This is a genomic window from Streptomyces sp. NPDC037290 (assembly GCF_055603245.1).
Window position 1 is genome coordinate 99,012 of the sequence record NZ_JBVJVZ010000013.1, and the last position, 17,045, is coordinate 116,056.

At 72.5% G+C, this 17,045-nt stretch carries 16 protein-coding genes; 9 read left to right on the forward strand and 7 right to left on the reverse strand.

What is annotated here, in order from left to right:
- Positions 1 to 129: 129 nt before the first annotated feature.
- The 3 genes from ACZ7HQ_RS33425 to ACZ7HQ_RS33435 all read left to right on the forward strand — a co-directional run bounded on the left by ACZ7HQ_RS33425 (position 130) and on the right by ACZ7HQ_RS33435 (position 3,882).
- Entirely contained in the window at positions 130 to 1,302 is a 1,173-nt protein-coding gene (locus ACZ7HQ_RS33425) for an acyl-CoA dehydrogenase family protein (protein WP_470998197.1), read from the forward strand.
- A gap of 342 nt (positions 1,303 to 1,644) precedes the next feature.
- On the forward strand, positions 1,645 to 2,745 hold the full coding sequence (locus tag ACZ7HQ_RS33430) for an Rv3169 family protein (RefSeq protein ID WP_470998200.1): 1,101 nt from the start codon (positions 1,645 to 1,647) through the stop codon (positions 2,743 to 2,745).
- Positions 2,746 to 2,784: 39 nt separating this feature from the next.
- Positions 2,785 to 3,882, forward strand: coding sequence for a phosphotransferase family protein (locus tag ACZ7HQ_RS33435; RefSeq protein ID WP_470998203.1), 1,098 nt, complete (start codon positions 2,785 to 2,787; stop codon positions 3,880 to 3,882).
- Between the two features lie 6 nt (positions 3,883 to 3,888).
- On the opposite strand, the gene ACZ7HQ_RS33440 is transcribed toward ACZ7HQ_RS33435, so the two are convergent.
- Entirely contained in the window at positions 3,889 to 4,323 is a 435-nt protein-coding gene (locus ACZ7HQ_RS33440) for a hypothetical protein (RefSeq protein ID WP_470998205.1), read from the reverse strand.
- Between the two features lie 244 nt (positions 4,324 to 4,567).
- On the opposite strand from ACZ7HQ_RS33440, the gene ACZ7HQ_RS33445 reads away from it, so the two are divergent.
- The 4 genes from ACZ7HQ_RS33445 to fxsA all read left to right on the forward strand — a co-directional run bounded on the left by ACZ7HQ_RS33445 (position 4,568) and on the right by fxsA (position 8,719).
- A complete protein-coding gene (locus ACZ7HQ_RS33445) occupies positions 4,568 to 5,008 on the forward strand; it encodes an Lrp/AsnC family transcriptional regulator (RefSeq protein ID WP_470998208.1) in 441 nt (146 codons plus the stop codon).
- A 59-nt stretch (positions 5,009 to 5,067) separates the two neighbouring features.
- A complete protein-coding gene (locus ACZ7HQ_RS33450; protein WP_470998211.1) occupies positions 5,068 to 6,675 on the forward strand; it encodes an amidohydrolase in 1,608 nt (535 codons plus the stop codon).
- A gap of 553 nt (positions 6,676 to 7,228) precedes the next feature.
- Positions 7,229 to 8,026 carry a polyprenol monophosphomannose synthase gene (locus tag ACZ7HQ_RS33455; protein WP_470998214.1) on the forward strand — a complete coding sequence of 266 codons (798 nt, stop codon included), beginning with the start codon at positions 7,229 to 7,231 and terminating at the stop codon, positions 8,024 to 8,026.
- 129 nt (positions 8,027 to 8,155) lie between these two features.
- The gene (fxsA, locus tag ACZ7HQ_RS33460; protein WP_470998217.1) at positions 8,156 to 8,719 is read left to right on the forward strand and encodes an FxsA family membrane protein; all 564 of its coding nucleotides are present in this window, start codon (positions 8,156 to 8,158) and stop codon (positions 8,717 to 8,719) included.
- A gap of 105 nt (positions 8,720 to 8,824) precedes the next feature.
- Here the strand turns inward: fxsA and ACZ7HQ_RS33465 are convergent, their stop codons facing one another.
- The 4 genes from ACZ7HQ_RS33465 to yczE all read right to left on the reverse strand — a co-directional run bounded on the left by ACZ7HQ_RS33465 (position 8,825) and on the right by yczE (position 12,307).
- Positions 8,825 to 9,199: an RNA polymerase-binding protein RbpA gene (locus ACZ7HQ_RS33465; RefSeq protein WP_003977404.1), complete on the reverse strand. Its 375-nt coding sequence runs from the start codon at positions 9,197 to 9,199 to the stop codon at positions 8,825 to 8,827.
- 278 nt (positions 9,200 to 9,477) lie between these two features.
- On the reverse strand, positions 9,478 to 10,824 hold the full coding sequence (locus ACZ7HQ_RS33470; protein ID WP_470998220.1) for an MFS transporter: 1,347 nt from the start codon (positions 10,822 to 10,824) through the stop codon (positions 9,478 to 9,480).
- Between the two features lie 56 nt (positions 10,825 to 10,880).
- On the reverse strand, positions 10,881 to 11,657 hold the full coding sequence (locus ACZ7HQ_RS33475) for a glycerophosphodiester phosphodiesterase (RefSeq protein ID WP_470998223.1): 777 nt from the start codon (positions 11,655 to 11,657) through the stop codon (positions 10,881 to 10,883).
- The gene (gene yczE / locus ACZ7HQ_RS33480) at positions 11,654 to 12,307 is read right to left on the reverse strand and encodes a membrane protein YczE (RefSeq protein ID WP_470998225.1); all 654 of its coding nucleotides are present in this window, start codon (positions 12,305 to 12,307) and stop codon (positions 11,654 to 11,656) included. The genes ACZ7HQ_RS33475 and yczE overlap by 4 nt, the downstream gene beginning before the upstream one ends.
- 102 nt (positions 12,308 to 12,409) lie before the next feature.
- On the opposite strand from yczE, the gene ACZ7HQ_RS33485 reads away from it, so the two are divergent.
- Positions 12,410 to 13,918: an SCO1417 family PLP biosynthesis transcription factor gene (locus ACZ7HQ_RS33485; protein ID WP_470998228.1), complete on the forward strand. Its 1,509-nt coding sequence runs from the start codon at positions 12,410 to 12,412 to the stop codon at positions 13,916 to 13,918.
- 393 nt (positions 13,919 to 14,311) lie between these two features.
- Here the strand turns inward: ACZ7HQ_RS33485 and ACZ7HQ_RS33490 are convergent, their stop codons facing one another.
- Complete coding sequence (locus ACZ7HQ_RS33490; protein WP_470998230.1) at positions 14,312 to 15,916, reverse strand: hypothetical protein; 1,605 nt, start codon at positions 15,914 to 15,916, stop codon at positions 14,312 to 14,314.
- A 40-nt stretch (positions 15,917 to 15,956) separates the two neighbouring features.
- The gene (locus ACZ7HQ_RS33495) at positions 15,957 to 16,151 is read right to left on the reverse strand and encodes a hypothetical protein (protein WP_031174416.1); all 195 of its coding nucleotides are present in this window, start codon (positions 16,149 to 16,151) and stop codon (positions 15,957 to 15,959) included.
- 313 nt (positions 16,152 to 16,464) lie between these two features.
- On the opposite strand from ACZ7HQ_RS33495, the gene ACZ7HQ_RS33500 reads away from it, so the two are divergent.
- The gene (locus ACZ7HQ_RS33500; protein ID WP_470998232.1) at positions 16,465 to 16,857 is read left to right on the forward strand and encodes an ankyrin repeat domain-containing protein; all 393 of its coding nucleotides are present in this window, start codon (positions 16,465 to 16,467) and stop codon (positions 16,855 to 16,857) included.
- Positions 16,858 to 17,045 lie beyond the last annotated feature (188 nt).

Below are 17,045 nucleotides of genomic sequence, written 5' to 3' on the forward strand. Positions count from 1 at the left end.
ACAGCCGCTGGTCAGCCGCTTCCCGAGACCCGGGAGCGGGCGCCTCGGCCATCACGGAACGACCAGGCGGAGCCGCCCCCACCCAACGGGCCAGACCGCCGGTGCCCGACCAGGGAGGAGACCGACGCCATGTCCGACCGCGACCCGCAGCCGGTGGAGCGTCAGCTGCCGACGGAGGAGGCGCGGGATCTGCTCGCCCTCGTCCGGGACATCGCCCAGCGCGAGATCGCGCCGAAGGCGGCCGAGGAGGAGGACGCGGGACGCTTCCCGCGCGAGGTCTTCACCCTGCTGTCCGAATCGGGCCTGCTGGGCCTGCCCTACGACGCCGAGTACGGCGGCGGCGACCAGCCCTACGAGGTCTACCTCCAGGTCCTGGAGGAGCTTGCCGCGGCCCGGCTCACCGTCGGCCTCGGCGTCAGCGTCCACACGCTCGCCTGCTACGGGCTCGCCGCCTACGGCACCAAGCAGCAGCAGGTCGAGCACCTGCCCGCCATGCTCGGCGGTGGCCTGCTCGGCGCGTACTGCCTCTCCGAGCCGTCCGCCGGCTCCGACGCGGCCTCGCTGCGCACGAAGGCCCTCCCGGAGGGCGACGACTGGGTGATCAACGGCACCAAGGCCTGGATCACGCACGGCGGCATCGCCGACTTCTACACCGTGATGGCCCGCACCGGCGAGGAGGGCCCGCGCGGCATCACCGCCTTCCTGGTCCCCGGTGACGCACCCGGTCTGAGCGGGGCGGTGCCCGAGAAGAAGATGGGCATGAAGGGCTCGCCCACCGCCCAGGTCCACTTCGACGGCGTCCGGGTCGGCGACGAGCGCCGGCTCGGTGAGCTGGGCCAGGGCTTCTCCATCGCCCTGTCCGCCCTCGACTCCGGGCGGCTCGGCATCGCCGCCTGCGCGATCGGCCTCGCCCAGGCCGCACTGTACGAGGCGGTCGCCTACGCCACCCGGCGCCGGCAGTTCGGCCGTCCCATCGCCGACTTCCAGGGCCTGCGCTTCATGCTCGCCGACATGGCCACCCAGATCGAGGCGGGCCGCGCGCTCTACCTCGCGGCGGCCCGGCTGCGCGACGCGGGCAGGCCGTTCGCCAAGCAGGCCGCCATGGCCAAGCTGCACTGCACCGACACGGCCATGAAGGTCACCACGGACGCCGTGCAGATACTCGGCGGGTACGGCTACACCGCCGACTTCCCGGCCGAGCGCTATATGCGCGAGGCCAAGGTCCTGCAGATCGTCGAGGGCACCAACCAGATCCAGCGCATGGTCATCGCCCGTCACGTGGCGGGACCCGAAGGTCGCTGAACTGGCCCGTGCGGACCGTCGGGGCCGCCAGCCTGATCCACTCCGGGTCGTGGCGGCCCGGCAGGGTCCGGCCCCGGTCGGCCCAGGTCCGCATGAGATCGCGGTAGATGGGCGGATCCTGCGGCACGGGTGGCGGAACCGATTCTGCGGGGCGCGGCACGAAGATACGGCGCTGACGCCCGGGGGCCGTGTACGTGGGGGTCATGCCTGGGCAACGCGGCAGCGGCCGGACAGGTCACCATCCGGCGGTATCGAGCGTCAGTTCAGCCGCGTCCGGTTCCCTCTCTGGCCACCTCCGGTCAACTGACGTACCGTCAGCTGACCATCGTTCAGGGGGTGTCCGTGGCCGACGACCGTCCCGTACCGCTCGACGAGTACCCGGTGCACCAGGTGCCGCTGTCCATGAAGCACGTGGCGACCGGCGACCGCAACGCCTACGACCGTTGCATCTTCCACGTCTTCGACCACGCCGGCCGCGCCCTGCTCATCCTCGGCCTCGGCGTCTACCCCAACCTGGGCGTGATCGACGCCTACGCCACCCTGCGCACGGGGGACACCCTGCACGCGGTCCGCGCCTCCGACGCCCTGGGAGAGGACCGGATGCGGCTCGCGGTCGGCCCGCTGCGCATCGAGGTCCCCCGGCCGCTGACACAACTGCGACTGATCTGCGAGGACGAGCAGCTGTCGTACGACCTCACCTGGACGGCCGCCTTCCCCGCCCTCTGGGAGCCGCACCACCTCCAGCGCCGGGGCGGCCAGCTCACCCTGGAGGGCCGCCGCTTCGTCCAGGCGGGCACCGCGCAGGGCGTGATCCGGGCCGGGGGAGAGGCGTTCCGGGTCACCGCCGGCGACTGGACCGGCACCCGGGACCGCAGCTGGGGAGTGCGGCCGGTACCCGGCGAGGACGGCGGGCGGATCGCCGCGGACCACCCCACCGAGGGCTTCCACTGGATCTGGTGCCCCGTCCGCTTCGAGGACCGCTTCCTGATGGTCATCATCCAGGAGGACGCCGACGGCTACCGTTCGCTGAACGACGCCACCCTCGTCCGGCCCGGCCACCGGGACCGCCAACTGGGCTGGCCACGGGCCGAGATCGGCTACCGTCCGGGTACCCGCCACCCGGAACGGGCGGTCATCCGTCTGGGAGATGCGCGGGAGCCGCACGACCTGGACGTCGAGATCCTGGCCTCCTCGCCGCTCGCGCTCGGCGCGGGCTATCCGCCGGCGGACGACTGGCAGCACGGCACGTGGCGGGGTCCCGGCTGGACCGACCGCCGCACCTACGACATGACCCTGCCGCATCCCCTGGCCGGTTACGGCGTCACCGACCACTCCGCCAGGTTCCGGCTCGACGGACGGACCGGGCACGGCATCTTCGAGCACGGCTCGTTCGGCCGGCACGACCCGAGCGGCTTCACCGGCTTCGACTCGGTCGCACCCTGAGGAACCGGTCGCCCCCTGACGAACAGGAAGGACTCCGGTATGGCCACGGCACCGCGTCCCCGCACCACCACCCGCGATCCCGAGGACCTCGCCCGGCGCCTCACGGCCTGGCTCGGCACCCGGCTGCCCGGCGCCAAGGCCACCGGTGTCACCGTTCCGGCCTCCAACGGCATGTCCAGCGAGACCCTGCTCTTCGACATCGAACACCCCGAAGCGCCGCACCGCGCCTGCGCGTTGAGACTCGCCGCGGACCCGGCGGCGTACACCGTCTTCCCCGAGTACGACATGGCCCGCCAGTACCGCACCCTGCGCCTGATCACCGAGCACACGGACGTGCCCGTACCCCGGGTGCTGTGGCTGGAGGAGGATCCGGGTCCCCTCGGAGCGCCCTTCTTCGTCATGGAGCGGGTCGCCGGGCGCGTGCCCCCGGACGTCATGCCCTACACCTACGAGGGCAGTTGGCTGCACGGGGCCCGCGACGCCGACCGCGAGCACCTGGAGGCTGCGACCATCGGCCTGCTGGCCCGCCTGCACGACCAAGTGCCGGTCGTCGGCGCCCAGTTCCTCGCCCTGCCCGGTCCGGGAGACGCGCTGCGCCGGCACGTGACGGCCCAACGCGCCTACTACGCCTGGGTGGTCGACGGCCTGCCCCGCTCACCGCTCATCGAGGCCGCCTTCGACCGGCTGGAGCAGCTGTGGCCGCGCGAGCCCGGCGAACCCGTCCTGACCTGGGGCGACGCGCGCATCGGCAACGTCGTCTACGACGGTTTCGACCCCGTGGCCGTGCTGGACTGGGAGATGGCCGCGCTCGCCCCGCGGGAGGTCGACCTCGGCTGGACCATCTATCTGCACCGCTTCTTCCACGACCTCGCGGTCGCCTCCGGACAGCGCGGGCTGCCGGACTTCCTGCGCCGCGACCGGGTGGAGGCCCGCTATGCGCGACTGACCGGCCACACTCCACGGGACATGGACTTCCACACCCTCCACGCCGCCCTGCGGCACGCGATCGTCATGCTGCGCATCGCCTACCGCCAGGCGTACTTCGGGGAGGTCGCCGTACCGGCGGACCCGGACACACTGATCCTGCACCACGACAGCCTGCGCGCCATGGTGCAGGGCACCTACTGGATGCGGTGAGGGGGCTCAGGCGGCCTGGCGGCGCATCGCCGGCACGCGCAACGGGCGCGAGCCCGGGCCACCGACGTGCGAGAAGGGCTGCGTCCGCCAGTTCAGGCCCTGGGGGAGCGTCAGCAGCAGGGCGGTGTCCTGCTCCTGCGGCTCGGTGGACTCGTCCGCGGGGCGCGCCTCGGCGGCCGAACGGCCCGTACCCGCACAGACCGTGAGACCGAACGGGTTCCACGGCGAGGCGCACAGCGCGTGCTCCGGCAGGACCTGCTCGTCCGCGAGCAACGCGATCGGCTGGGCGCAGTCCGGGCAGATCACCCGGTACATCTCGAAGGTGTCGTAGGCGTCCGGCTCGTCGTCGAAGACGTCGGGTTCGACGCCCTCCGGCTGGGGCTCGACGACCTGCTGCTGCCGCTTGGACGCGGATCGACCAGGGCGATGGGCACTCTGCATGGGTTTCTCCCCCTAAGGCTGGGCCGTGAAGGCGCTGCGGCCTCGACCACACCAAGCACTTCCCGTCCTCCCTCGGCGGTAATCACGAGACCATCACGGAGCCTGTTCGAGGCGTGTGTCGTTCGTCACATGCCGTGTGCAGGTGCCCGCTGCGGGCCTTGTGCGCCGCTTTTTGTATCGAACCGGCTATGACCTGCGCTCTCGGCTATCCCAGGAGATCAAGCGCACTGTAGGTTTTGGCGCCATGGAGGAGCTGGACCGACAGATCGTGCAGCTGCTCGTCAAGGACGGGCGGATGAGCTACACAGACCTGGGCAAGGCCACGGGCCTGTCCACGTCGGCCGTGCACCAGCGGGTGCGCCGGCTGGAACAGCGTGGCGTCATCCGCGGCTATGCCGCGGTGGTCGACCCCGAGGCCGTCGGGCTGCCGCTCACCGCGTTCATCTCGGTGAAACCGTTCGACCCCAGCGCCCCCGACGACATCGCCGACCGCCTCGGCGGCGTCCCCGAGATCGAGGCCTGCCACAGCGTGGCCGGCGACGAGAACTACATCCTCAAGGTGCGCGTGGCGACTCCGCACGAACTGGAGGAGCTGCTGGCGCGGCTGAGGAGCCTGGCCGGTGTGTCGACGAGGACGACGGTGGTGCTCTCGACGCCGTACGAGGCGCGGCCGCCCCGGATCTGACCGCCACGCGGAGTGCCCCGAGTGCAGCCGGCGCCGGCCGAGGCGGGAAACTGTCCGCTATGAGTGAGCGCACCGCCGAGCCCCCGAAGACCGTCCTCCTGCGCCGAGGAGAGGTGCACAGCCCCGCCGACCCCTTCGCCACGGCGATGGTGGTGGAACGCGGCCACGTCGCCTGGGTCGGCTCCGAGGGCGCCGCCGACGCCTTCGCCGACGGCGTGGACGAGGTGGTCGACCTCGACGGCGCCCTGGTCACCCCCGCCTTCACCGACGCCCATGTGCACACCACCGCCACCGGTCTCGCCCTGACCGGCCTGGACCTGTCCGGCGCCGCGTCGCTGGACGCGGCCCTCGCCCTGGTGCGCGACTTCGCCGCCGCCCGCCCGGACGACCGCGTCCTGCTGGGCCACGGCTGGGACGCCGCCCGCTGGCCCGGCGGCCGCCCGCCCACGCGCGCCGAACTCGACGGGGCCACCGGCGGCCGCCCGCTGTACCTCTCCCGCATCGACGCGCACTCGGCGGTCGTCACCACCGCCCTGCTGGACCTGATCCCCGCCGACCTGCCGCGCGAGGACGCCCCGCTCACCCGGGACGCCCACCACACCGTGCGGGAGGCCGCGTTCGCCGCCGTCACCCCCGCCCAGCGCGCGGAGGCCCAGCGCACCGCCCTCGCCCACGCGGCCTCCCTCGGCATCGGCTCGGTGCACGAGTGCGGCGGCCCGCAGATCTCCTCCGAGGACGACTTCACCGGCCTGCTGCAGGTGGCCGCCGAGGTCTCCGGCCCCCGGGTCGTCGGCTACTGGGCGGAGCAGAACGTCGACAGGGCGCGGGAGCTGGGCGCCGTCGGCGCCGCGGGCGACCTCTTCGCCGACGGCGCCCTCGGATCGCACACCGCCTGCCTGCACGAGCCGTACGCCGACGCCGGCCACGCCGGCACCGCCTACCTGGACGCCGAGGCCGTCGCGGCCCATGTCGTCGCCTGTACCGAGGCAGGCCTGCAGGCCGGCTTCCACGCCATCGGCGACGCCGCCGTGAGCGCCGTCGTGCAGGGCGTGCGCGCCGCCGCCGAGAAGCTCGGCCTCGCCCGGATCCGCGCCGCCCGCCATCGCGTCGAGCACGCCGAGATGCTCACCCCGGAGACCGTCGCCGGCTTCGCCGAGCTCGGCCTCATCGCCTCCGTCCAGCCCGCCTTCGACGCGCTGTGGGGCGGTGAGGACGGCATGTACGCCCGTCGGCTGGGCGCCGAACGGGCCCGTACGCTCAACCCCTTCGCGGCGCTGCTGCGTGCCGGTGTGCCCCTCGCCTTCGGCTCCGACAGCCCGGTCACCCCGCTCGACCCGTGGGGCACCGTCCGCGCCGCCGCGTTCCACCACACGCCCGGGCACCGGGTCTCCGTCCGGGCCGCGTTCACGGCGCACACGCGTGGCGGCTGGCGGGCCGTGGGCCGGGACGACGCGGGCGTCCTGGTGCCCGGCGCGCCCGCCGACTACGCGGTCTGGCGCACCGACGAGCTGGTCGTCCAGGCCCCCGACGACCGGGTGGCCCGCTGGTCGACCGACCCGCGCTCCGGCACGCCCGGTCTGCCCGACCTCACCCCGGGCCGCGACCTGCCGGTCTGCCTGCGCACCGTGGTGGGCGGACGGACGGTGTTCGTACGGCCGGGCGAGTGATCTACGGGGGTGGCGCCGCGCACCAGGGGCGCCGCCGCCCCGCCGCCCGACCTGGGCATCCTCTGCGGCGGTTGGCCCGTCCGGACCGTCGTAGCAGGTCAGACGGCTGTTGACAGTCGACGGCCGGGGGCCGGTAGGTTCGTCCGAGTCCACCACCGGACGCCCGACCGGGGGCGTTCACGCAACTCGTCGCAGCGCCGCTGGGTCAGGACGGTGTGCCGTAACCGGGCACCGTCGCTGGGAGCCAGGCTCAGCGCCCGCGCCGCCGAGGGAACGTTCCGGCCCGGCAAGGTGTGACCCGGGTGGGGCCCGTGCGCTCAGTAGACAACGGCTTTCGGTCGATCCGCAGCCAGCGGGTCCCAGGTCGGCCCGAAGGGCGCCGGGCCCCCATCCGCCGTGGCGGGAGGCCGGCGACGGCGCGCCTCGAAGGTGCCGAAACACGCATTCTTACCCCACTCTTGTGGAATCGACACCGCCCTACGTACAAGTCGGCACGTCAACCAAGGCCGTGGCCACTATGGTGGGTTCCTGCGTACAACCAGAAGGGGCAGTAGTGAACGACGGCGACGGGACCCTGGCGGCCACGGCTCAGGGGAGGCAGTTCGGTCCGCTCGGCACGGCCTTGGTGATCATTCCGACCTACAACGAGGCGGAGAACATCAAGACCATCGTCGGCCGGGTGCGCAAGGCCGTCCCCGAGGCGCACGTGCTGATCGCGGACGACAACAGCCCCGACGGCACCGGCAAGCTCGCCGACGAACTGGCCGCCGAGGACGACCACGTCCAGGTGCTGCACCGCAAGGGCAAGGAAGGCCTCGGCGCCGCCTACCTCGCGGGCTTCCGCTGGGGCATGGAGCACGACTACGGCGTCCTGATCGAGATGGACGCCGACGGCTCCCACCAGCCCGAGGAACTGCCCCGGCTGCTCACCGCGCTCAAGACCGCCGACCTGGTGCTCGGCTCCCGCTGGGTGCCCGGCGGCCGGACCGTGAACTGGCCCAGGTCCCGCCGGTTCATCTCCCGGGGCGGCAGCCTCTACTCCCGCCTCGCCCTGGGCCTGCCGCTGCGTGACATCACCGGCGGCTACCGCGCCTTCCGCCGCGAGACGCTGGAGGGCCTGGGCCTCGACGAGGTGGCCTCGCAGGGCTACTGCTTCCAGGTCGACCTGGCCCGCCGCGCGGTCAAGACCGGCTTCCACGTGGTCGAGGTGCCCATCACCTTCGTCGAGCGCGAACTCGGCGACTCCAAGATGAGCAAGGACATCGTGGTCGAGGCGCTGTGGCGGGTCACCGCCTGGGGCGCATCGGACCGGATCGCCAAGCTCACCGGCAGGAACAAGCGGACGTCGTAGTCCCTGCGTCCCCCTCCCTGTAGTCCCTGCCCCCTCCCCGCGTCCCAGTCCTGGCGTGGTGGTACCTGCCCGGCTCCGCTCGATCATCCCCTTATCCCGCGCTGAGCCGCCGCCAGGCACACTGGGACCATGACGACTGGCGCTCCGACCTCTCCGTACACCACCACCCCCCGGCCCCGGCGCTCCCGGCTGCGCAGGTATCTGCCGCTCGGGGTCGCCGCCTGGCTGGTGCTGGAGATCTGGCTGCTGACCGTGGTCGCGGGCGCGGCCGGCGGGCTCGCCGTGTTCCTGCTGCTCGTCGCGGGCGTCGTGGCCGGCTCCGTGGTCATCAAGCGGGCGGGCCGCCGCGCCTTCCAGAGTCTCAACGAAGCCCTGCAGCGCGGTGGTTCGCCGGAGCGCGGCGGTGGCAACGGCCTGATGATGCTCGGCGGCCTGCTGCTGATCGTCCCCGGACTGGTCTCCGACGTGGCCGGCCTGCTCCTGCTGGTCCCGCCGGTGCAGAAGGCCGTGAGCCGGTACGCCGAGAACGCCCTGGACAAGCGGCTGCGCACGGCGGCTCCGGGCAGCCTGGGCGACGCCTTCCAGCAGGTCCGCATCCACCGGCCCGACGGCAAGGTGGTGCCGGGCGAGGTCATCAGGGAGGACCGGTCCGAGCCGGGCGAGCGGCAGCAGTGGCCGCCGCTCGCCCGCTGAGGCCACCCCCGCACACACCACAACCGGCCCCGCCGCCGGACACACCAAAACCGCGGGCGCCGTACGTCGGGTAGACGTACGGCGCCCGCGGTCTTTGTATGCGCGTTATGCGGACTTGCGGCTGTCCCGAGGATGAACCGCGATGTTCATCGCCCCCGAGCGCAGAACCGCCAGGCGCTCCTCGAGGACCTCTTCGAGTTCCTCACGGGTGCGCCGCTCCATCAGCATGTCCCAGTGGGTACGCGCGGGCTTGGCCTTCTTCTCCTCAGGGCCGTCACCGTCGACGAGGAGTGCCTGGGCCCCGCAGACCTTGCACTCCCACTCCGGCGGAATCTCCGCCTCGACCGAGAAGGGCATCTCGAAGCGGTGCCCCTTCTCACATGCGTACTCCACGGCCTGGCGCGGGGCCAGGTCGATACCGCGGTCCGTCTCGTAGCTGGTCACCACGAGGCGCGTACCGCGAAGAGCTCGCTCACTCATGAATCGTGCCTCCCGGGCTTGTCGCCCACAGGACAGGTGTCGCTGTCGTCGTCATCCGGTCAACGTCCGGTCGGCGGTAAAGATTCCCGTTCCGAGTCCCGTTCCGGGTCATGCGTCGCCGTCGTAGCCGCCCCTTGTTGTACCCACCAGCGCCCGGTTTGTCACATCTGCTAGCAGATGTCACCCAGCGTTTCGGCATCTTTGACGCGCAGTAACGGTACGCCTGGCAGGCCAAAGGCGTACACTACCGCCCTTTTGTGTTGAGCGCTAAATCGATGCTAAATCCTTTCCGGAACCGGGTTGCCCGCCTCGCCGATCGCCCGGCGCACCGGCACCCGCGCCAGCAGGGCGAACCCGATGACGAAGAAGGCCACCAGCGAGACGATCGCCGACCGGTAGCTGCCGGTCAGCTGGTAGGTCACGCCGAACAGCAGCGGTCCGAGCCAGCTCATCCCGCGGTCGCTCATCTCGTACGCCGAGAAGTACTCGGCCTCCTTGCCGGGCGGCACGAGATGCGAGAACAGCGACCGGGACAGCGCCTGGCTGCCACCGAGCACCAGACCGATCCCGGAAGCCAGCACGAAGAAGAACACCGGTGCCTTCGCGGGCAGGAAGTAACCGGCCGCCAGCGTGACCGTCCACGCCACCAGCGAGCCCAGGATCGTCCGCTGGGCGCCGTACGTCCGTGCCAGCCGCCCCATCCCCAGCGCCCCGGCCACCGCCAGCACCTGGACCAGCAGCACGGCCACGATCAGCGTCGACTGGCTGAGCTGCAGTTCCTGCGAGCCGTAGACGGAGGCCTGGGAGATCACCGTCTGGATGCCGTCGTTGTAGATCAGGTACGCCAGCAGGAAGGCGAGCGTCAGCGGGTGCCGGCGCATGTCCCGGGCCGTCGCCGCGAGCTGCCGCAGGCCGGGTGCCGTGCTGCGCTCCACGCGCGCGTGCCGGTCGCGCAGCCGGCTCAGCGGTATGAGCGTGAAGGCGCCCCACCACAGGCCCGCCGAGGCCAGGCAGACACGTACCGCGGCCGTCTCGGTCAGGCCGAAGGAGTCGTGCCCCGAGTACAGGACCAGGTTGGCGACGAGGACGGTGGAGCCCGCCCCGTAACCGAAGGCCCAGCCCCGCGAGGAGACCGCGTCGCGCTCCTCGGGCGGGGCGATCTGCGGCAGATAGGAGTTGTAGAGCATCATCCCGACGGACTGCGCCGCGTTGGCCACCACCAGCAGCGCCCCGCCGAGCAGATACCGGTCGCCGTCGAGGAGGAACATGCCGGTGGTCGCGGCGGCCCCGGTGTACGCCGCGGCCGCGAGCAGCGGCTTCTTGCGGCCCGTACGGTCGGCCAGGCTGCCCACGAGGGGCATCACCACGACCGCCAGGATCACCGACAGGGACACCGAGTAGGCGAAGAAGGAGCCCGCACGGACCGGGACGCCCAGCGGGTGCACATAGCCGTCGGCGTCCGCGGCCCGCTCGGCGACCGCGGTGAGGTAGGGCCCGAGGAAGACCGTCACCACGCTCGTCGAGTAGACCGAGCAGGCCCAGTCGTAGAAGTACCAGCCGCGCTGCTCGCGCCGCAGACCGGCGGTGTCGTCCGCCGCCGGTGTCCGCACGGTGTCGGTTCCCACCCGTGCCCTCGCTTCCCCGCTTGAACTGCGAAGGCTCAGGTCCGGCGGCCGGGTGGTCAGACCCAGACGCCCCGGTCCTCCATGACCTTGCGCAACGTGTCGATGTGATCGGTCATGATGCCATCGACACCCAGGTCCAGAAGCCGGTGCATCCGCTCCGGTTCGTTGATCGTCCACACGTGCACCTGCAGCCCGCGCGCGTGGGCGGCGCGGACGAAGCGGTGGTCGACCACCGGGACGCCCGACTGGGCCTCGGGCACCTGGGCGGCGACGGCCGAACGGCGCACGGCGGCCGGCAGGCCCCACGAGCGCAGCCGCAGGTTCAGCACTCCACGGGTGCCGAACGAGGTGGCCAGCTTCGGCCCGGCCAGCCGCTGGGCGCGCAGCACACGGGCCTCGGAGAACGAGCCCACACAGACCCGGTCCCAGGCATGGGTGCGCTCGACCAGTTCCAGGAAGGGGCGCAGGGCCGGCTCGGCCTTGACGTCGACGTTCCAGCGGACCTCGGGGAAGGTCTCCAGCAACTCCTCGAACAGCGGCACCGGTTCCCGGCCGCCCACGCGCGCGTGCCGTACGTCCGCCCAGGGCAGGTCGGCGATGCGGCCCGCGCCGTCGGTCACCCGGTCGAGCGTCGAGTCGTGGAAGGCGACGAGCACTCCGTCGGCCGTGGCGTGCACGTCGGTCTCGATGTAGCGGTAGCCCGTCTCGACCGCGCGCCGGAACTGCGCCACGGTGTTCTCCAGCCCGTCGGCGGCCCCGCCCCGGTGGGCGAAGGCGATCGGACCGGGATGGTCGAGGTACGGGTGGCGTATGGGCGGCGTCGTGAGGGTCACGGTCGCAGTATGACCCGCTCCGGTGTCGCGGTGGCAACGACCGTGCTGCCGCCCGATGCCGCCGGGACGGCGAACACCCGCAGGAACAGCTGCGCCAGGGGTCCGATGGACACGGCGTACAGCACGGTGCCGACCCCGATGGTGCCGCCCAGCAGGAACCCCGTGGCCACCACCGCCACCTCGATCCCCGTCCGCATCAGCCGGATCGAGTGGCCGGTGCGCCGGTGCAGGCCCGTCATCAGCCCGTCGCGCGGACCGGGTCCGAACCGCGCCGAGATGTACAGGCCGGTCGCCACGCCGTTCAGCGCGATGCCCGCGAGCAGGAGCGGGACACGCACGGCGAGGGAGTGCGCGTCCGGGACGAGCGCCAGCGTGCCGTCCATGGCGAGTCCGACGGCGAAGACGTTGGAGACCGTCCCGAGTCCGGGGCGCTGCCGCAGCGGGATCCAGAGCAGCAGCACCGCCGCGCCGACGATGATCGACACCACCCCGATGGTCAGCCCGGTGAGTTTCGCGAGCCCCTGGTGGAGCACGCCCCAGGGCTCCATGCCCAGGCCCGCCCGGAGGAGCAGCGCGGCACTCGCCCCGTAGAGCGCGAGGCCGGCGTACAGCTGGATCAGTCGTCGTCCGAGACGGTCCGCAGCGGACATGAGGTACCCCCCTGGGTGGTGGCGGTGGCCTGACGCATGTCACTCTGTGGCTTGGGATGTATCGTCATCCATGGCCAATTCGGGGAAGGTGGACTGATCGTCATGGCGCAGTGGACCTCTGCGATGGGGGCCGCGCAGCTCGCCCGGCTCCTCCAGTCCCAGCAGGACCGCCCGGCCGGTCCCGGCACCCGCCGCCCGCCCGCCTACCGTGCCCTCGCCGACGGCATCCGGCTGCTGGTGCTCGAAGGGCGAGTGCCGGTGGCTGCCCGCCTCCCCGCGGAACGCGAACTGGCCCTCGCCCTGTCCGTGAGCCGTACGACGGTCGCCGCCGCCTACGAGGCGCTGCGCACGGAGGGCTTCCTGGAGTCCCGGCGCGGAGCCGGCAGCTGGACCGCCGTACCCGCGGGCAACCCGCTGCCCGCCCGTGGCCTGGAACCCCTGCCGCCCGAGGCCCTGGGCTCGGTGATCGACCTGGGCTGCGCCTCGCTCCCGGCACCGGAGCCGTGGCTCACCCGTGCCGTGCGGGGCGCCCTGGAGGAACTGCCGCCGTACGCCCACACGCACGGCGACTACCCGGCCGGCCTGCCCGCCCTGCGCTCGATGATCGCCGAGCGGTACACCGCGTGCGGGATCCCCACCATGCCCGAGCAGATCATGGTGACGACCGGCGCGATGGGTGCCATCGACGCGATCTGCCATCTCTTCGCGGGCCGCGGCGAGCGGATCGCCGTGGAGTCCCCGTCCTACGCCAACATCCTGCAGCTGATGCGGGAGGCCGGTGCCCGGCTGGTCCCCGTCGCGATGGCCGAGGGGCTGTCCGGCTGGGACATGGACCGCTGGCGCCAGGTCCTGCGCGAGGCCGCGCCCCGGCTCGCCTACGTCGTCGCCGACTTCCACAACCCCACGGGTGCGCTCGCCGACGAGGACCAGCGGCGGCGGCTGGTGGACGCGGCGCGTTCGGCCGGCACGGTGCTCGTCGCCGACGAGACGATGACCGAGCTGTGGCTGGACGAGGAGTTCGCGGGCGGCGGGATGCCGCGCCGGATCTGCGCCTTCGATCCGGCCGGCTCGACCGTCATCACGGTCGGTTCCGCCAGCAAGGCCTTCTGGGCGGGCATGCGCATCGGCTGGGTGCGGGCGGCGCCGGACGTCATCCGCAGCCTGGTCGCTGCGCGGGCCTACGCCGATCTCGGCACGCCGGTGCTGGAGCAGCTCGCGGTCAACTGGCTGTTCAGCACGGGAGGTTGGGAGCAGGCGGTCGAGCTGCGGCGGGCCCAGGCCCGGGAGAACCGGGACGCGCTCGTGGCGGCGCTGCGCCGGGAGGTGCCGACGTGGGAGTTCGACATCCCGAAGGGCGGCCTGACCCTGTGGGTCCGCGCCGGCGGCCTGTCCGGCTCGCGGCTCGCCGAAGCGGGCGAGCGGGCCGGCGTCCGTGTCCCCTCCGGTCCTCGCTTCGGCGTGGACGGTGCCTTCGAGGGCTATGTCCGGCTGCCGTTCACCGTGGGGGGAGCGGTGGCCGAGGAGGCGGCGGTCCGGCTGGCCGCGGCGGCTCGGCTGGTGGAGAACGGGGGCGCGGGAGGTACGGAGGCGCCGCGCACGTTCGTGGCTTAGGGCCCGTCCGGCGGATCAGCCCGGCTCCGGGCAACGGCGTCGTGCCGGCGATCACGCCGCGGATGGGCGTGCCGTGCCCCGCGACTCCGGCCTGATCCGCCGGACAGGCCGTGGGCCGGGTGCAGCGCGGGGCGCGTCGTGCGTCGGCGGCCGCCGTCCGTCGTGGGTCCTCGCGCGCGAACGGCCGCGACGGATCCGCACCCGGCAGCCGGCCCGAACCCGGACGCCGGCCGCTATCCGGCCGCCTCCGCGGCCACCGCCGGCTCGGCCGCGACGGACTCGCACCCGGCAGCCGGCCTGAACCGGGACGCCGCTATCCGGCCGCCTCCGCGGCCACCGCCGGCTTGGTCGCGACGGATCCGCACCCGGCAGCCGGCCCGAACCGGGACGCCGCTATCCGGCCGCCTCCGCGGCCACCGCCGGCTTGGTGAGATCAGCCCGCTCCGGAGGCTGCGCCGGCTCGGCCCCCACGGCAGTGGCCCGCGGCGGCAGCAACTCCAGCACAGCCTTCCGGTCGGCGTCGCTGGTCGCGTCGTCGTACGGATCCGGCGTGCGCGGCACCTGAAGCCGGTGCACCGGCCCCACCCCCAGCCGGGCGTACCCCCGCCCCGGCGGCACGTGCCCCAGGGGCGTGGTGTGCGGCGGAGCTCCCAGCACCGCCTCCGCCTGCCGAGGAGTCACGGGCCCGAGCACGACACGCGCGCGTGTGTGCTGTCGTACCGCCTCGCTCAATGTCTCCGCGCTGTCGAACTGCTCGGCCACGACAACCGTCACGTTCGCCGCCCGGCCGTGCCGCAGCGGCACCTGGAGCAGGGCCTGCGGGTCCTTGCGGCCGTCCGCACCGGCGAGGTGGGTGAAGACGGTCGGGCGGTCCACCACGATCCACAGCGGGCGCCGCGCGTCGGCCGGCGGCGGGTCGCCCGCCTGCCGGGCCAGGTTGATCGCGATCAGCCGCCGCTCGGTCTCCTGCGCGGCCCACTCCAGGCTCGCCAGCGCCCCGGGCAGCGCGCACTCCACGGCCAGCACCCCGTCCCGGCCGGTCAGGCACGCGTACTCACCGGTGCCGCCGCCGTCGACGATCAGGACGTCCCCGTACTGGAGGGCCTGCAGGGCGATCGAACGCAGCAGGGTGGAGGTGCCGCTGCCCGGGTGGCCCATGGCCAGCAGGTGCGGCTCGGTGGAGCGTACGCCGGTCCGCCAGACGACCGGCGGGACGTCGATCTGTTCCTCGCCGTAGGAGAGGGGGAGCGTGCGCTGCACCTCGCTCGGGTCGGTGAAGCCGAGGACGGTCTCGCCCGGCGCGGTGACGAAGTGCTGGGCCGGGATGTCGGCGGGCAGCGGGGGAAGGACGGTGACGGTGAGCTGGTTGCCCACCTCGTCCCACGTGAAGTGGTACTCGCGGCCCCGCCCGGACTTCGCGGTGAGCAGCTGCTCGATCCGCGCGCGGGCGTCGGGCTCGCCGTCCGGGAAGTAGGCGGGGTAGCGGATGACGAGCTCGCCGAGGCGTCCGGCGTCGTCGAACTCGTGGGCGGGAAACGCCTTCTCCCACTCCCCGCCGTGCGCGTACAGCGGGGCCGGGTCCTCGGGGCTGGAGAAGTACGGCACCAGGGCCTCGTAGAGGGACCGGAGCCGGTCGGTCTGGGACTCGTCGGGCCCTTCGGGGGCCGGCGGGGTGCGGTCGCGGCCCTGCCAGGCCGCCGCGGACATCAGGGTGATGACGGCGAGCAGCGGCCCGTACGGTGCCAGCACCACGCCCAGGATCACGGAGGCCACCAGGAACAGCAGCGGCCCGCGTTTGTCCTTCGGGGTGTCCGCCCATCTGCGCCGCCCGGCCGAGGCCAGCCGGCGCAGCCCGCGTGTCACGGTGATCAGCGGGTGGAGTACGTCGGTGGCGCTGTCGGCCGCCGTCCGGGCCAGCTCCCGGCTCCGGGCGAGCTGCATCCGGGCGATCTGGGTGCTGTCCTTGCTCAGGATGCGGGGGAGAGGGCGCCGGGCCACTGCTGACTCCTGGTCGTGCGTGCGGGTGGGGCGTGCGGGATCAGAACTTGAGGCCGCCCAGGAGGCTGGCCAGGCTCTCGCCGCCGGCCTTGATGCTCGGGGCGATGGCCGTGCTCGACAGGTAGAAGCCGAACAGGGCTGAGACCGTGGCGTGCGAGCCCTTCAGTCCGTCCTTGCGGAAGAAGAGGAACACGACAACGCCGAGCAGGAACACGCCTGACAGGGAGAGGATCATTTCGGGCCTCCTGGTGTCGAAGGTGGGGGACAGTCACCATGAGTTCTTCCAGGATCACAGGATGTATCCATACGATTAAAGGTGCAACTGGGTGAAATATGGTTGATTTCGCCCACGCGGCGGAGCTCTCCCGACCCGGTTGACCAGGTCTGCCGCTTCCGGCGGCGTCTGTTGCTGATCTTTACCTCGGGCACATCGGGTCATGTGCCGCGCGAGCCAGTACGCTGACGATTCACTCGTACGGCCGTGTTCCGCTCGCTGCCGTACGCTCCCTGCAGTCCCCCAAGCGTTTTGAGGAGAGGCGGTCCCGCCGATGAGTGAAGCCCCGGACCCGGAGGTCGTGGAGCTGGCGACCAAGATCTTCGACCTGGCCCGGAAGGGACAGACCGAGGCGCTCGTGGCGTACGTCGACGCCGGCGTTCCGGCCAACCTCACCAACGACCGCGGCGACTCCCTGGTGATGCTCGCCGCCTACCACGGCCACGCCGGCACGCTGCGTGCCCTGCTCGCCCGGGGTGCCGCGGCGGACCAGGTCAACGACCGGGGCCAGACCCCGCTCGCGGGTGCCGTCTTCAAGGGCGAGACCGAAGTGATCAAGGCTCTTCTGGAGGGCGGAGCCGATCCCGCGGCGGGGACGCCGTCGGCCGTCGACACCGCCCGGATGTTCGGCAAGACGGAACTGCTGGAGCTGTTCGGCGCGCACTGACGCGCATGTCCTGAGCAGGTACGACACGGAAAACGGGGGAGGCGGTACAGGGCCGCCGGAAATACGGTCGCGGCAGCACAAACCGCCGGGTCATCATGACGACGTGATTCACGGACGCGATGGCTGGGCAGGTGTTGCCGCACCGCGCGGGCCGTGATGCGGTCCGCATGGGCCACCGACGAGAGGCA